Annotated in this window: 12 protein-coding genes; 4 read left to right on the top strand and 8 right to left on the bottom strand. The window is 33.8% G+C overall.

Going from position 1 to position 15,695, the window contains the following annotated elements:
* The first annotated feature begins 242 nt into the window (after nucleotides 1-242).
* On the top strand, nucleotides 243-1,862 hold the full coding sequence (locus tag ACHRVX_RS09465; protein WP_395331555.1) for a murein L,D-transpeptidase: 1,620 nt from the start codon (nucleotides 243-245) through the stop codon (nucleotides 1,860-1,862).
* Between the two features lie 123 nt (nucleotides 1,863-1,985).
* Here ACHRVX_RS09465 and ACHRVX_RS09470 read toward each other — a convergent pair whose 3' ends face one another.
* The 3 genes from ACHRVX_RS09470 to ACHRVX_RS09480 all read right to left on the bottom strand — a co-directional run bounded on the left by ACHRVX_RS09470 (nucleotide 1,986) and on the right by ACHRVX_RS09480 (nucleotide 6,657).
* Entirely contained in the window at nucleotides 1,986-4,421 is a 2,436-nt protein-coding gene (locus ACHRVX_RS09470; RefSeq protein WP_395331557.1) for an ABC transporter permease, read from the bottom strand.
* A 143-nt stretch (nucleotides 4,422-4,564) separates the two neighbouring features.
* Nucleotides 4,565-5,272 carry an ABC transporter ATP-binding protein gene (locus ACHRVX_RS09475; protein WP_395331559.1) on the bottom strand — a complete coding sequence of 236 codons (708 nt, stop codon included), beginning with the start codon at nucleotides 5,270-5,272 and terminating at the stop codon, nucleotides 4,565-4,567.
* 140 nt (nucleotides 5,273-5,412) lie between these two features.
* Nucleotides 5,413-6,657, bottom strand: a complete 1,245-nt coding sequence (locus ACHRVX_RS09480; RefSeq protein ID WP_395331561.1) for an efflux RND transporter periplasmic adaptor subunit — start codon at nucleotides 6,655-6,657, stop codon at nucleotides 5,413-5,415.
* A gap of 157 nt (nucleotides 6,658-6,814) precedes the next feature.
* Here ACHRVX_RS09480 and ACHRVX_RS09485 point away from each other — a divergent pair, with 157 nt between their 5' ends.
* Nucleotides 6,815-8,158: a sigma-54-dependent transcriptional regulator gene (locus tag ACHRVX_RS09485; protein ID WP_395331563.1), complete on the top strand. Its 1,344-nt coding sequence runs from the start codon at nucleotides 6,815-6,817 to the stop codon at nucleotides 8,156-8,158.
* Between the two features lie 139 nt (nucleotides 8,159-8,297).
* Nucleotides 8,298-9,623: a sensor histidine kinase gene (locus ACHRVX_RS09490; protein ID WP_395331565.1), complete on the top strand. Its 1,326-nt coding sequence runs from the start codon at nucleotides 8,298-8,300 to the stop codon at nucleotides 9,621-9,623.
* A 181-nt stretch (nucleotides 9,624-9,804) separates the two neighbouring features.
* Here ACHRVX_RS09490 and ACHRVX_RS09495 read toward each other — a convergent pair whose 3' ends face one another.
* The 5 genes from ACHRVX_RS09495 to ACHRVX_RS09515 all read right to left on the bottom strand — a co-directional run bounded on the left by ACHRVX_RS09495 (nucleotide 9,805) and on the right by ACHRVX_RS09515 (nucleotide 14,273).
* On the bottom strand, nucleotides 9,805-10,131 hold the full coding sequence (locus tag ACHRVX_RS09495) for an MGMT family protein (RefSeq protein ID WP_395331567.1): 327 nt from the start codon (nucleotides 10,129-10,131) through the stop codon (nucleotides 9,805-9,807).
* A gap of 186 nt (nucleotides 10,132-10,317) precedes the next feature.
* On the bottom strand, nucleotides 10,318-10,953 hold the full coding sequence (locus tag ACHRVX_RS09500) for a LysE family transporter (RefSeq protein ID WP_395331569.1): 636 nt from the start codon (nucleotides 10,951-10,953) through the stop codon (nucleotides 10,318-10,320).
* Between the two features lie 42 nt (nucleotides 10,954-10,995).
* Entirely contained in the window at nucleotides 10,996-11,673 is a 678-nt protein-coding gene (trmB, locus tag ACHRVX_RS09505; protein WP_213306424.1) for a tRNA (guanosine(46)-N7)-methyltransferase TrmB, read from the bottom strand.
* Nucleotides 11,674-12,136: 463 nt separating this feature from the next.
* Nucleotides 12,137-13,519: an ammonium transporter gene (locus tag ACHRVX_RS09510; protein ID WP_395331571.1), complete on the bottom strand. Its 1,383-nt coding sequence runs from the start codon at nucleotides 13,517-13,519 to the stop codon at nucleotides 12,137-12,139.
* 262 nt (nucleotides 13,520-13,781) lie between these two features.
* The gene (locus tag ACHRVX_RS09515; protein ID WP_395331573.1) at nucleotides 13,782-14,273 is read right to left on the bottom strand and encodes a nuclear transport factor 2 family protein; all 492 of its coding nucleotides are present in this window, start codon (nucleotides 14,271-14,273) and stop codon (nucleotides 13,782-13,784) included.
* A gap of 271 nt (nucleotides 14,274-14,544) precedes the next feature.
* Between ACHRVX_RS09515 and ACHRVX_RS09520 the strand changes: the two genes are divergently transcribed.
* Nucleotides 14,545-15,198, top strand: coding sequence for a hypothetical protein (locus ACHRVX_RS09520; RefSeq protein WP_395331575.1), 654 nt, complete (start codon nucleotides 14,545-14,547; stop codon nucleotides 15,196-15,198).
* Nucleotides 15,199-15,695 lie beyond the last annotated feature (497 nt).

A 15,695-nucleotide genomic window follows, 5' to 3' on the forward strand; every position in this document is an offset into this window, starting at 1 on the left:
GTCTTAAAAATTGGAGTATTTTATTGCTACACTTTATTATCCATTGTAAGGAAAACTAAAATATTTATGATTTAACTTTAAATTTAAGAATAAGCTGATTAAAATGTCAATAATCTTAATTATATTTGAGTACCCAAATCTTTTTATTCTGCTATTTTGAAAAGTATAGAACTTCTCCTGGGTCAATTATGGGTTTCGGTATTTTTCGAATAGAATTTATTTTCTAATTTAAATTTTAAGATATGCGAAAATTTACTTCTTTATCTGTAATTATTGCCGTTATTTTTTTAATGTTTTCTTTTGAATCTTCTTCCAAAGGAATTAAAATAAAAAACTATACAACGGAATCTGAGATTGTTTTTACTTCTAAAAAATATGTCTCTAAAGTGACTGTTGATGTAAAGTCAATTGATGAATTTTATAAAAAATATCCTAAACTAAAAAAATACCAAAACGATGTTTTAGACCTTTATAAAAAAAAGGAATACAATTCAATTTGGTACGACGATAAAAGTGTCAGTGAATTTGGATCCCTTTTATACCATAAAGTGCGCTTGCTTAACGATCAGGGAGTTAAGGCAACAATGCCTTATATGGATTTGGTAGATGATGTTTTTAATGAAAATGTATCTGTTGACCTGCCTCAAATTGACACAGAACTTTTATTGTCTAATATGTATGTGTTTTATGCGAGCAATGTTTATTCGGGCGTTGATGCTGCAACCTTAAAAAAAATTGGCTGGTTTTTACCGGCCAAAACTATTTCGTATGCTAAAATATTAGATTCACTAATGGTTGATCCTGACCGATTGAATAAAGATGAAAACCTTTTGTACGGGCAATATTACAAACTGAAATCAATGTTGAAAAAATATCGGACTATCGAGAAAAATAACCAATGGAAAAAGATAGATATTGATGTTGCAAATTATAAAGAGTTAAAACCTTTTGATAGTGGTGTTGCGGTAAAACAAATCAGAGAACGCCTGTTTATTATTGGAGATCTCGCACAAGATTCTAAAAGCAAAGTATATGACGAAGAGATGATGGCTGGAATTTTAAAATATAAAGGCAGATATGGACTTAAACTGAATTATACTTTAACCAAAGAACATATCGACCAGATGAATGAGCCGATAGGCAATCGCATTAAAACGATAATGTTAAACATGGAACGATGCAGATGGATACCAACACAATTGACACAAGCAAGTGAATATGTGATGGTGAATATCCCGTCGTTTAAACTGGTGTATGTTAAAAATGGCAAATACGAACTTATATCTGATGTTTTTGTAGGTACCAGAATGACCGAAACGGTAATTTTTAGCGGCAATATAGACCGAATTGTTTTTAGTCCGTATTGGTATGTTCCGCAGAGCATCATCAAAAATGAGCTTAAACTGAAAATGGCAGAAGATAAAAATTATCTCGCAGATCATGATATGGAATGGAACGGAGGGAATGTGAGACAAAAACCGGGACCTAAAAACTCTTTAGGTCTGGTTAAATTTATTTTCCCTAATCCTAACGATATCTATTTGCATGATACACCGGCAAAAAGTTTATTTGATTTTGAACAGCGTATTTTTAGTCACGGTTGCATCAATGTAAAGGAAGCAAAAGGTCTAGCCCTTGCCATTTTAAAAGACAATCCTGACTGGCCGACAGATAAAATTGATCAGGCAATGAGCGGAGAAAAGGAAACGACCTGCATGTTGAAAAATAAAATCCCCATATATATTGGCTATTTTACAGCTTGGGTAAATGAAAATGGAGAAATTGGTTTTTATCCTGATGTATACGACAGAGATCCGCAATTAGATAAATTACTTTATTCAGATTCAGTCGCTGTGAAATAAAGACATCCTGTATTGAACCCGAAAAGTTTTAAAACCTGAAAGGTTTGACATTTTACACTATTAAATAAATAAACCCGCCAAATAACTTAATCTGGCGGGTTTACTAAAAAATGGTCTACAAGCTTATTCGTATTTTAAATATTTTAAGATGTCTATTTTGGTTACCTGATAGGCTTTTGCCAAAACGATTATCAGGGTTAAAGCCAATAAAGAAATTAGCGCAATACCAAATGGAACTAAAGAAACATTTATCCTAAAGGCAAAATCTTCCAGCCATTTTTGCAGTAAAATATAAGCCGGAATAATACCAATTACAAAACCTATTAAACAAAAGCCAACATATTGTTTTGATAATTCTTTCAATAAAATATCCGTTTCTGCACCCAATGTTTTTCTAATAGCAATCTCTTTCAATCTTCTTTCCATAGAAAAAGAAGCCAAAGCAAATAATCCAAAAACCGCAATAACGATTACTACAAGATTCAGGATAAAAAATAAATCTTTCTGTTTTACTTGCTCCTGATAGGTTTTAGCGAATCCTTTGTTTACAAATTCATATTGAAAAGGATAATCCTGATTGATATTTTTCTCCCAATATGCTTTAAGTTTCGCTAAAGTCTCTGCTAAATTACCAGGAGAAACTTTGATATACACATTATTAAAATTATTCCATTTAAGCGTTTTAAGATTGATAAAAACCATTGGAGGAACTTTATCCTGCAATCCTGTAATGTGAAAATCTTTTACAACACCAACGATTTTAAATTTTGCATTTTCGCCTTTTCCATCTCCCCAGCCAGAGGTAACGATTGTATTAACAGGGTTTTTGAGATTAATGGTTTTTGCCAGAGTTTCATTAATAAGCATATTATTAACCGTATCTGATGCAAACTGAGGAGATAAATCCCGACCCTGCAGTATTTTTATTTTCATCATTTCGAGAAAACCAAAATCCATCTCGACATTTCTTGGCTGTACAAAAATGCCATTGTGTCTAAATCCTGAACTTGAATTAGTACTGTTTCCAAAAGTCCCTGCGAAAGTACTAATATCTTGAACGCCGGGAATTTTTCTGATTTCTTGTTTTGCTGTCAGATATTTATCTATTCTTTTATTTCGTTCCGGATTATTAAATGGAATTCGAATGACCTGATCGCCGCTAAATCCAAGGTCTTTATTCATCATATAATTAACCTGGGAATTTACAATTACTGCTCCAATAATAAAAAATGCCGCAATCCCAAACTGAAAAATAAGCATTGAATTTCGAATCCAGATCCCGCTTTTACTTCTCGAAAAATTACCTTTTAAAACTTTTAAAGTTTCAAAATTTGAGATATAAACGGCAGGGAATATACCGGCAAGAATAATTACTAATCCAAAAATAAAAATAAGCTGCAGGTAAAATTCACCACCATTCATAGTCAGGGATTTTTTCAGGAAAGCATTGTAAAACGGTAATGAAATTTCGACAATTGCTAACGCAAAAAGTATAGCCAGAAAACTAATTATGGCTGTTTCAAAGATAAACTGAAAGATAATTTGTTTTTTTGAAGCCCCAACAATTTTGCGTACACCTACTTCCTTAGCACGTTTAATGGCGGAAGCTGTAGCCAGATTGATGTAATTTACCAGAGATAAAACTAAGATTAAAAGGGATAAGCCAATCATTATATAAAGTAATTGCAGATTACCTTTTCCTTCCGGAAAATTACGCCCAGGTGTAGATTTTGTCCCATGCAAGCGAGCTGTATCTAATTGATCGATGATTACAGTAGTTTCTCCGTTTTCTTTAACATATTGCTTTACATCCTGACCATTTTCTTTTGCTTCCTTTAAAGTTCTGTTCACAAAATTCACATTTTGCATTTTCTTTAAAAGAGCAGCAGGATCAATTCCTTTTTTAGTTTTGATTACCAATCCGTAATTAAAATTCCCCCAACTTGTTTTGTCGCTTTCATGCTGAACACCTCCAAAAACATAATTCGGTTCTATTGACGATGGTCTTATCAAATGATAAACAGATTTTACCGTATAGAATTTATTGTCATAATGAATTGATTTGCCAATTGGATCTTCGTTTTTAAAGAGTGTTTTTGCAGCTTCTTCAGACAAAGCAACACTATTATCTTCTTTTAAGATATTAGTCTTAGCTCCTTTTACAATTGGAAATGGGAAAATGCCAAAAAAGTCATTGTCAGCAGCGGTGATTTTTTCAGCCATTATTTTCCTGTTCTTGTATTTTATTGGAGCATCATCATACCAGGTATTATTGAAGAAAGAAATGGATTCAATTTCCGGAATAGTGGCTTTACAGGTTTCTCCAAATGGAATAGAGTTTGATGCCCAAATATCACCAGTTGAGCCAATTTTATTCAGAACCTGATAAACGTTTTCTTTTTCAGGATTCCATTTGTCGTAGGCGTTTTCGTTATTCCAATATAAAATGGCGAAAATAACGCCTGCGATGCCAATGCTTAATCCCAAAACATTTAAAAACGAAAACAATTTGTTTTGCTTTAAATGATAGATGAATATTTTAAACCAGTTAAAAATCATGTTGTGTTTTTTATAGTTATTATACTTGCTTTTAGTATTCTAACAATTTTAAATTTTGTTAGTTTTTATATCATTGCTATTACTTTGCAGACAAATCCCGCCAGGATTAAGATTGCTGTTACAATAAATTTTATCATCTTGAATTATTTAGCGTCCATAAAAACATCAACATTTCTCTGATTTAATCTTTCAGAAAATATAACACCATCTTTCATATGAATTGTTCTTTGCGAAAATGAAGCATCATAATCAGAGTGTGTAACCATCAAAATAGTAGCTCCTTTTGCATGTAAATCAGTCAAAAGTTCCATCACTTCATTACCGTTTTTGCTATCTAAATTCCCCGTTGGCTCATCGGCAAGAATAATTTTAGGATCATTTACCAATGCTCTTGCAACCGCAACTCTTTGCTGCTGACCGCCTGAAAGCTGTTGAGGATAATGTTTTAATCGGTGTGAGATATTAAGTTTCTCGGCAATTGCTTCGATTTTTTGTTTTCTGTCAGATGCTTTAACATTATTATAAAGCAAAGGCAATTCGATATTGTCATAAACCGAAAGTTCATCGATTAAGTTGAAATTCTGGAATATAAAACCAATATTTTCTTTACGAACATCCGCTCTTCCTTTCTCTTTTAAACCAATCATTTCCTGATCTAATAATTTATAACTTCCGCCATCAGCACTATCCAAAAGTCCGATGATATTTAGTAAGGTCGATTTTCCACAACCCGAAGGTCCCATAATAGTCATGAAATCTCCTTTTTTAATTTCTAAAGAAATGCCGCTTAAAGCAGATGTTTCTACTTCTTCTGTTCTAAAAACTTTGGTTAAATTTTGAATTGTTATCATAGTTTTAAAATTTAGTTGGTATTGATTGTGTTTTTGATTGATGATTGAAACTTGGCTAATTGTTAGTTGTTAATTGTTAATTGTAAACTGAGAACTGAGACTGCGACTGAAAACTGAAAAACTGAAAAACTGAAAAACTGTCACTGAGAACTAATTGCCAATTCCTCAACATCTTTATAGTCAGAGTAAGACGATATAATCACAGATTCTCCTTCTTTCAAGCCTTCCAGAACTTCGTAATACGAAGGATTTTCACGTCCTAATTTTATATTTCTTCTTTCGGCTTTATTTCCTTTTACAACAAAAATCCATTTTCCGGCTGTTTCCTGATTAAAACTTCCTTTTTGCAGGACGAGAGTTTTGTTTTTTTCTGATAAAATAAGCTTTACGCCAAAGCTAAGTCCGTCTTGCAGGACAATATTTTCCTTAGATACAAAAGCCAGTTCTACAATAAAATGTCCGCTTTTAACTTCCGGAATTACTTTGGTAACTAAAACTTCCAGATTTTTCCCTTGAAATTCAACCTGACCTTTTAAGCCTTCTCTAACTTTTTCCAGATAAAACTCATCCACTTCGGCAGTAAGTTTATAACCTTGTTTAGAATCTATTTTGCCTATGCTTTCTCCCGCCTGAAAAGTTTTTCCTAAAACGGGTTGAAACGAAGTTAATCTTCCGGATTCCGGAGCTGTAATCAAAAAGTTTTTCTTGTTGTTTCTTAAAATATCCAGGCTTTTTTCCATAGTTAGAATCGAACGATTAATTTGGGAAATCTGAAGCTGGTTGGTTTGTTTTTCCTTTTGAATACTTTGCTGAATCGTTCTTTTGCGTTCTTCCTGAAAGCGTAAACTTTCCTTAAAAGTATTCCAGTCATTTTTTGAAATCACCTCTTTTTCAAATAATCGTGCATTCATGTCATACAATCTTTTGGCATCATTATAATCGTGTTCGATCAAAACTAAATCCTTGTTGAGGTTTAATTCCTGGTTTCTGATGTTTAGTTTTCCAGTATTCAAATTATTAATTTGTTCAATAATGGCCGTTTCCTGAGTCAGATAATTCAATTCAGTATTTGGATTGTACAAACGTGCAAGCGATTGACCTTTAGTCACCATTGCTCCGTTTTCAACAAAAATCTCTTTTACAGATCCTCCTTCAGTAACATTGACAAGCATTACGTTCAAAGGTTCAACTTTTGCCTGAAAAACAACAAAATCTTCAAAAAAGGCCTTTTCCACTTTCTGAATATTTATCTCATCAGTTTTTACATTTAAACTTCTTTTAGTGTTGAATGAAAAAAAGACGATTGTTGCCAAAACTAAAAAAACTCCAATTGCTATTGTCAGATATCTAAATTTTCTATTTTTACGAGGAATTACTTTGTCCATTTTTTTAATAATTTACTGATTACCAATAGGTAAATACTGTGCCATAAAAATTATTAATTGTAAAGTATTGATTTTAAAGAAGCTTTAAAAACCGTTCAAAAAAGAACTGTTCGATAATGAACAGTTGACCGTTCGATATCGAACAAAAAAATAAACCATGCGAAGAAAACAAGCCCAAATATTAATCGTTGACGATCAGGAAGAGATTCTTTTTTCGGCAAAAATGATTCTCAAAAAGCATTTTGAAACCATTTTTACGGCAAATAGTCCTAAAAAAATCATTTCTATTTTAAATGAAAATGAAATAAATGTGGTTTTGTTAGACATGAATTATCGAATTGGTTTTGAAGATGGGCGGGAAGGAATTCATTGGCTCAAAGAAATAAAAACACTTTCGCCTCAAACTGTCGTGATTTTAATGACAGCTTTTGGCAAAATTGATACAGCGGTTGAAGGAATAAAAATAGGTGCTTTTGATTATGTTTTAAAACCCTGGAACAACGAAAAATTACTGGAAACCATTGATAAGGCTGTCGCCGAAAGCAGAAAGAACAGTAAAAAAACAGTAATAGAAAAAACAGATAAAAAATATTTTGTTGGAAATTCTCTTAAAATAAAGCAAGCCTATTCTATCGCAGAAAAAGTAGCCAGAACGGATGCAAATGTTTTGATATTAGGTGAAAACGGAACAGGGAAATATGTTTTTGCCGATTTTATATATCAAAATTCAGAACGAAAAGAACAGCCTTTTGTTCACGTTGATTTAGGATCTTTGAGTGATAATTTATTCGAAAGCGAACTTTTTGGTTATGCTAAAGGTGCTTTTACGGATGCCAGAACAGATACACCCGGAAGGTTTGAAACGGCGCAAAACGGAACCATTTTTCTGGATGAAATAGGAAATATTCCGCTTCATTTGCAATCAAAATTATTACATGTTTTACAAACTAAAACTGTCACTCGTTTAGGCGAAAGCAAAGCAAGACCTTTGAATGTTCGTATTATTGCAGCAACAAATAGCGACATAAAAGCAGAGGTTAAAAACAAAACGTTCCGTGAAGATTTATTGTACCGAATAAATACAATGGAAATTCATTTGCCTTCGTTACGCGAACGAAAAGATGATATTGTACCCATGGCGAATTTTATCCTAAATAAGATTGCCGAAAAATACCATCAGGAAAACTGGCATTTTGATGATAATGTAGCACCGTATTTAGAAAAGTATCCCTGGAAAGGAAATATTAGGGAACTGGAAAATAAAATCGAACGTGCGTTGATTTTATCTGATCATAATACAATTTCTGTAATTAATTTAGATATTCTTGATTTTGAAGAAATTCAGGAAAACGATGAAAATCCGTTATCAGAAATGGAAAAAAGTGCTATTGAAAAAACACTTTTTAAATACAACGGAAACATCAGCAAAACGGCAGAAGAACTTGGTTTATCCAGAGCTGCTTTGTACAGAAGAATCGAAAAATACGATTTAAAAAATTAATTTTACCGCAAAGCACGCAAGGTATTTTTTTAGGTCTGATTGTAATTGGCTTTATTAAGTTCGCAAAGCTTTCATAGCGAACCTTGCGTAAACCCTTTGCGAACTTTGTGGTTAAGTATAAAATATAAAAACACAAACAATGAAAAATTGGAAGTTTCATAACGCCTTATTTGTAAGAATCTTGTTTGTCATGATTCTCTTTTTTATTTGCGTTTTTCTAATTTATAAAATCCTTTATTACAATGCGCTTTTGGTTGGACTTTTTGCGGTTGTAATGCTTTTTGAAATGTATTTTTTTGTCAGAAACAAATTGCTTTTTTTCGACAAAACATTTATTTCGATACTTCAAAAGGATTTTTCAACCAACTTTCCCGAAGAGAATAAAAAAGACAGTTTTAAAAATCTCTATCTGTTATATGAAACTTTAAAAGTGCAGCAACAAGAGCAAACTTCAAAAGAGCTTATTTATCAATCAATTTTAAATAATATTGATACGGCAACTTTAATTTTAGAAAAGGAAAATGAGGATTGGAAGATTTTTTTAATGAACGATTGTTTTTCAAAGTTGTTTAAAGTCCCAAAAGTAAGTCATTGGAATTATCTTAAAAATTATTTACCGTCACTTTGCGATGAAATTGAGAAGGGTGGTTTCGCTGAATTAAAATCGGCGATTTCGATAAAAATAGAAGATCAGGATTTGCAGACCTTTATGTTGCAGACCTCTTACACGAAAACCTACAATAAAGAATATTTCATCATTTTATTGGATAGCATTCAGCGCGTTATTGAGAAAAAAGAAAAAGAAGCCTGGATTAATCTGATGAAAATTATTTCGCATGAATTAATGAATTCCCTGACGCCAATTCGCGCGCTTTCGCAAAATTTACTGCAAATCGTCGATCAGGAACAATTAGAAGATGATGATTTTGACGATATAAAAAGCAGTATTTCGACAATTATAAATCGAAGTGATCACTTGCAGGTTTTTGTGGAGAATTACCGAAAATTAGCCATGTTGCCGACTCCAACGAAAAAAATGACGCCAATAAATGCACTTTTCGAAGATTGTATGCGAATTATGAGTCCGATTTTAAAAGCAGAGAATATCGAATTAATAAACGAAATTAATAGTTCAAGATCTATTTTGATTGACAAAAACCAAATGGAACAAGTGATTATTAACTTAATTACAAATAGTATTTATGCGTTAAAAGAAAAGACCGAAAAGAAAATGTTCTTATCCGGTTATACTGAAAACAATCGCTTTTTTATCACTATTTCAGACAACGGTAAAGGAATCGATCAGGAAATTCGGGACAAAGTATTTCTGCCCTTTTTCACGACCAGAAAAGACGGCGCCGGAATTGGTTTAACTCTTTCTAAAAACATCATCGAAGCGCACGGCGGTTATTTAAGTTACCAGACAGATGAAGATAAAACGAGTTTCGTGATTTGTTTGATTTAGTTTTTTGAACCATATAAGTGATATAAGTTCATTTAAATGATGTCTTGATTTACTTTGTCATTTTAATCGTGCAAAGTCGCAAAGTCGCAAAGTTTTTTTATTTTGTTTGCGGCTTTTTGAGAGATTTATGCACAATGCTTAATATGAACTTATATCACTTATATGGTGAAAACTAACCTCTTTAAAGTTCAATTTCCGGTGACCAAAAATGTTTTTCTAAATCTATAATTTGATTGTTTTCGATCACAATGCCTTCGCTTTCCAGAAGTTGCTGCATTAAATTAGTGCCGTCAAAATGGTGTTTTCCGGTCAAAAGGCCTTTTCTGTTTACGACTCTGTGCGCAGGAACATCTTCCATATTATGGCAGGCATTCATTGCCCAGCCCACCATTCGTGCAGAACGAGCAGTTCCTAAAGCTTTCGCAATTGCGCCATAAGAAGTTACTTTTCCGTACGGAATCTGTCTGGCGATTGCATAAACGCGTTCAAAAAAATTATCTTCAGCCATAAAATTGATTTTACTTTGAAGTACTCATTTATAAAATTTCACGCAGATTTAAATAGATTTAAGCAGATTCAAAAGGATTTTTTTAAAATTTTCATCTGCTTAAATCTGCAGAATCTGCATGAAACAAATTCGAAAATCATTTTAATCTGTGAATCCCGATAGCTATCGGGAGTGGCTTATATTTTATTAACCAAAATAGTAATTCAGGATATTAAAAAGTGTTGCAATAGCAATTAATCCTGTAATGCTTCCAATGATAGTATTCATGTTTCGCATGATGTAATCGGTTTTCTTTTCTATTTTTCCAAAGAAACCAATATAGCTGTACAAAGCTGCAAATGAGCCCAAAACAGATCCGAATATAAAAGTAAAAATAATGTTGTTTTCGAATGCAAAAAGATGATATGAAGCCAGCGTAACACTCACTACAACATAATACGGAATGGGAAAAAAGTTCAAACCGGAAAGTAACATTCCTAAAAAGAAACGGCTTTTTTTACTTCTTTTTTTAATCTTCGATTTTTTGGCTTTTGGTTCTTTTGCAATAAACAAAAAATAAATCGTTAGAATCGAAAAAATAGCAAAACCAACTTCACGTAGTAAAGTAACAACATCCGGGCGATTATCAATTACCTGCGCAAATAAAACCGCCAGCGAAACCTGAAAAAAGATCACTACAACAGCGCCGGCAACAAACCATAAGGCATTTTTTTTACCCTCTTTTAGATTTACTTTTGCAGCAGTCATGTTGATTAAACCTGGCGGAATAATCCCAATGAAAGCGGCAATAAAACCTGAAAGTAATGGGGTAAGTAATGCCATTCAGTTATTTAATGTGTTGGAAAAACGTTCTTTAAAATTAAATTAGTCTTTAATTTTAAAGCGAATATACGTAATTGCCTTGTTAATTTCTAAATATTGTTTCTCGTAAAAAGTCTGGAAAGCAGTAACTTCCTCAGGACTTCCTTCATTTGTATACACATTATGATTCGCGTATAAAACCTCATGTCCTTCACCGTGCAGTAATCCAAGAGTATAACCGTGCATGAATTCACTATCGGTTTTTAGGTTTACGACACCATCTTTTTTAAGGATTTTTTTATACAATTTCAAAAACTCAGAGTTGGTCATTCTGTGTTTGGTTCTTTTGTATTTGATTTGGGGATCCGGAAAAGTAATCCAGATTTCGTCTACTTCATTTTCATTAAAAATATGGTCGATCAATTCGATTTGCGTACGAATAAAAGCAACATTATGAAGTCCGTTTTCAACAGCGGTTTTAGCACCTCTCCAAAAACGTGCACCTTTAATATCGATACCAATAAAATTTTTGTCAGGATATCTTTCTGCTAATCCAACAGAATATTCGCCTTTTCCACATCCTAATTCTAAAACTAATGGATTATCATTTTTAAAGAAATCAGAGTTCCATTTTCCTTTCAGAGGCATTAAATCGCCTACAACTTCTTCTCTGGTTGGTTGAAAAACGTTTTCAAATGTCTCGTTTTCTCTGAATCTTTTTAGTTTATTTTTACTTCCCACTTTTACAAAAATTTTCAGCAAAATTAAGGAATATAAACGAATGAAAGTAGCGCAATTGGGTTTAAAGTTTTTTGCCCCGAATTTTTACGTTGTGAATCATTTTTTTAACCACAAATTACACAAATTACCGCGAATTAATTTTTGCATATATTATTGACAAAATATTGAAATTCCGAGCTGTTTTTTGCCACTCCCGATAGCTATCGGGATTCACGGATTCAAAAGATTTTTTAATTAAGATTGTCTAATTAGTGTAGTCCCTACGCGACAAACTTGCGCTATTATTTGTTTATACCAATATTTAACTCCTAGCGGAGTATATCTCGTAGAGATTAAATATTGGTAGAAAATAATAGTTACCACGTCAGACATTGTACCATAGTGACTACACATTCATAGTTAGAATTAATCAAAAAAAATAATCATTTTAATCTGTGAAATCTGATCTGTGGCAAACTTATTTTCAGCCGTAATGGGGTTCTGTAATAGGTTTTAATTTCGGATCCAGCGTTTCATCGTGTTGGGATAAATCAAGTCCTATATGTTCGTTTTCTTCTGAAACTCGTAACGGAATAATAAAGTTGGTTACTTTGAATAAGAAATAAGCTCCGAAGAAAGTAAATATCGAAACCAGAACCAATGCCATCATATGGTGAGCAAAAACATTCCATCCTCCGTGTAATAAACTTGCATTTTCACCATGGGCGAAGATCGCGGTAAGGATCATTCCCATAATTCCGCCAACCCCGTGACAGGCAAAAACATCAAGCGTATCATCAAATCTTTTAGAGAATCGGCAATTTACAACCGAGTTTGAAACCAAAGCCGTTACAAATCCAAAAAACATACTTTCAGGAACTGATATATAACCTGCAGCAGGCGTTATAGCGACTAAACCTACAACAGCACCAATACAAGCGCCAAGAGCCGAAACTTTTCTTCCGTTCATTCGGTCAAAGAAAACCCAGGTTAACATTGCAGCGGCAGATGAAGTTGTGGTTGTAGCAAATGCCATTGCAGCAGTTCCGTTGGCAGCAAGTGCAGAACCAGCGTTGAAACCAAACCAGCCAAACCATAACATTCCCGTTCCTAATAATACAAACGGAATATTAGTTGGAATATGATCACTATTTTTTCTTTTACCTAAAACCAAAACTCCTGCAAGAGCTGCAAATCCGGAACTCATATGTACTACAGTTCCTCCGGCGAAATCTTTCACGCCAAAATAACTTCCTAAAACTCCCGTAGGATACCAAACCGAATGACACAAAGGTGCATAAATAAAAATGGTAAACAAACTAATGAAAAGTAAATAGGATATAAAACGAACACGTTCTGCAAACGAACCCGTAATAATAGCAGGAGCAATAATGGCAAATTTCATCTGGAACAAAGCAAATAACATAAACGGAATCGTACTTGCCAGTTGTTTATGAGGCAAAACGCCCACATAATCCATGAAAGCAAAAGTAGTTGGATTCCCAAAAAAGCTATAAAAATGTTCTCCTGAACCAAAACCCACAGGATCGCCAAAAGCCAGACTAAAACCTACTACAACCCATAAAAGCGTTACAACGCCTAAACAAATAAAACTTTGCAGCATGGTAGAGATCACATTTTTGCGACCCACCATTCCTCCGTAGAAAAATGACAATCCCGGAGTCATGATCAAAACCAGACAACAAGAAGTTAACATCCAGGCAACATCTGCAGGAACAATATGATCAATTGTTCCAAATTCTGATAATACGTAACTATTTTGAGTAACCGTTGGCCAGAATGCACCGGTAACACAAACAATACTTATAATAATAAAGGAAATGACCCAGCGTTTTTCTATTTTCATTTTTCAGATACTTTATTGAACCCTATTTTTTTTGGGGTCAAAGTTAAAAAAAAATAAAGATTTTGATTTTCAGGGCTATTAAAATAGAGGTTGTGCTTTTATTTTAGTCAATTTTGTAAAATTCAATCTCTTTTTTTGAGACTATCTTATTTTAAACTTCTAAAACAGGAGTAAAATTGCCAATTGTATTATAATTAATTTGATAACTCATAACCTAAAACGCTAGAAAAGTTAGGATTATAATAACAAAGCCTCAAAATGTTTATTTTTTTTGAAGCTTCGCAATCAAGAGGTCTTCAATTGGGGCTTTTGCTTTTGTCACAGCGTCAACTTCATCATTAGGGATTGTCATTGATAAAACATAATGCTGGATTTTCCATTCTTTCCCTACTTTAACCAAAACACCGGAACCACGGCAAATTTTCATTTGTGTATTGAGCAATTCATCAAACCAGGCAATTTTTCCTGTTTTGTCAAAAAAGATATGACGTTCAAGAGCCGTAAAATTCCATGTTTTTCCTTTATCAAAAAATGGTTTTGCCCAAACTTTAAAATCTTTTTTATTCCAGTTTTCGGCAGCATCAGTTCCTATAAAAATTCCGTCTTCAGCGATTAAATCAAAGTAGGCGTCAAATTTAACATCGGCGGCAGCCTTATGCCAAATATCGAGAGTTTGATTGACTTTGTCTTTTTCAGATGTTTGTGCATTGGCAAAAGTAGCGACGAATAATAATAGTAGAATTGATTTTTTCATAGTTTATCTTGTATTTGGATTTAAAGTTAGTAAAAAAAGTTTCAAAGAGGCAAAGGTTCAAAGGCGCAAAGTTTTTTCTTTGTAAATTTAAAACTTAGCGCCTCTACGCAAAATTCTCTATGCAAAACATTAGAAAACTTAAAATTTAAGTCACGTCAAGTCCCGGAGAAAAATAAAACTTCGCGACTTTGCGACTATATTATAAAGCAAATCTTATATTACTTATATGGTGAAATCTTAGTATATTTGAGGGCTTTAAAAAATATACATCATGAATCCAAAAGTACTCATCAGTTCACTAATTGTAACTTCCTTACTATTTGTTTCTTGCAAGAAAGAATTAGAACCGCAGGAAAGCACACCAACATCTGAATTGGTAAAATTAGGATTAGCAAAAGACACCGCAAAAACCCAGTCAGTAGTTCAGGTTCCTACCGGGAACCCCAACACTGTAATGGGCGCAACGCAAGGAATAAATCCTGCACACGGACAACCCGGACATCGTTGTGATATTGCAGTTGGCGCACCTTTAAATTCCGCTCCAACACAACAAACCCAAACTGCAACAACCCAAACCGCACAACCGGTAAAGGTAAATGCAGGTCAGCAGCAAGTCGTGACGACTACAGTTGCCGCGCCGGTAAAAGTAGCCAAAGGAATGAATCCGTCGCACGGACAACCCGGACACAGATGCGATATTCCCGTTGGAGCACCTTTAAATTCTGCGGCGCCTACACAACCAGTTGCCAATACTGCTCAAAGCGGAACCACAACTCAAAACTTTACTGTAACGCCACCCGCAAACAACGCAGTTCCGGCTTTATTAAGTACCGAAGTTGCAACCGCAGACGGAATGAATCCTGCACACGGAAAACCCGGACATCGATGTGATATTGCAGTTGGAGCTCCGTTGCCAAAATCATAAAATAACCAAGCCCTATATAATTTAGTACATAATATTCTGGGCGTGCCACCAATAAAAAAAGGGGCTGACTATGCAAAACGCTTAGTCGCCCCTTTTTTTATTGCTGTCGGGCCATCGCGCGCGAAGACATATTTTAGCTCCAGCGGAACGAAATATTTATAGAAAATAAAAACAACACATAACAAAACCCCATTGGAGTGACATCTTAAATTACGCTCAAAGCATATCTCGCTCCGCTGGAGCTATTTTAGTGACACATAATAAATAGCTATAAATATCTCGCTCCGCTGGAGCTGTGAATAAAAAATTTATATAAAATCGCGTGACGATATATTTATAGCTCCATGGGAGCGAAATATTTATAGAAAATAAAAACAACACCCAACAAAACCCCATCGGGGTGACATCTTAAATCGCTCAAAGCATATGTTGTTCCGTTGGAGCTATTTTACTGACGCATAATAAAGAGCTATAAATATCTCGCTCCGCTGGAGCTG

This window comes from Flavobacterium sp. FlaQc-47 (assembly GCF_044006475.1).
GTDB lineage: Bacteria > Bacteroidota > Bacteroidia > Flavobacteriales > Flavobacteriaceae > Flavobacterium.

Excerpts from the sequence above, each read along its gene's own strand:
- ACHRVX_RS09475 (WP_395331559.1), bottom strand. The coding sequence starts at position 5,272 with ATGATAACAATTCAAAATTTAACCAAAGTTTTTAGAACAGAAGAAGTA.
- ACHRVX_RS09520 (WP_395331575.1), top strand. The coding sequence starts at position 14,545 with ATGAATCCAAAAGTACTCATCAGTTCACTAATTGTAACTTCCTTACTA.
- ACHRVX_RS09490 (WP_395331565.1), top strand. The coding sequence starts at position 8,298 with ATGAAAAATTGGAAGTTTCATAACGCCTTATTTGTAAGAATCTTGTTT.
- ACHRVX_RS09470 (WP_395331557.1), bottom strand. The coding sequence starts at position 4,421 with ATGATTTTTAACTGGTTTAAAATATTCATCTATCATTTAAAGCAAAAC.
- ACHRVX_RS09510 (WP_395331571.1), bottom strand. The coding sequence starts at position 13,519 with ATGAAAATAGAAAAACGCTGGGTCATTTCCTTTATTATTATAAGTATT.
- ACHRVX_RS09485 (WP_395331563.1), top strand. The coding sequence starts at position 6,815 with ATGCGAAGAAAACAAGCCCAAATATTAATCGTTGACGATCAGGAAGAG.
- ACHRVX_RS09515 (WP_395331573.1), bottom strand. The coding sequence starts at position 14,273 with ATGAAAAAATCAATTCTACTATTATTATTCGTCGCTACTTTTGCCAAT.
- ACHRVX_RS09500 (WP_395331569.1), bottom strand. The coding sequence starts at position 10,953 with ATGGCATTACTTACCCCATTACTTTCAGGTTTTATTGCCGCTTTCATT.
- ACHRVX_RS09495 (WP_395331567.1), bottom strand. The coding sequence starts at position 10,131 with ATGGCTGAAGATAATTTTTTTGAACGCGTTTATGCAATCGCCAGACAG.
- ACHRVX_RS09480 (WP_395331561.1), bottom strand. The coding sequence starts at position 6,657 with ATGGACAAAGTAATTCCTCGTAAAAATAGAAAATTTAGATATCTGACA.
- ACHRVX_RS09465 (WP_395331555.1), top strand. The coding sequence starts at position 243 with ATGCGAAAATTTACTTCTTTATCTGTAATTATTGCCGTTATTTTTTTA.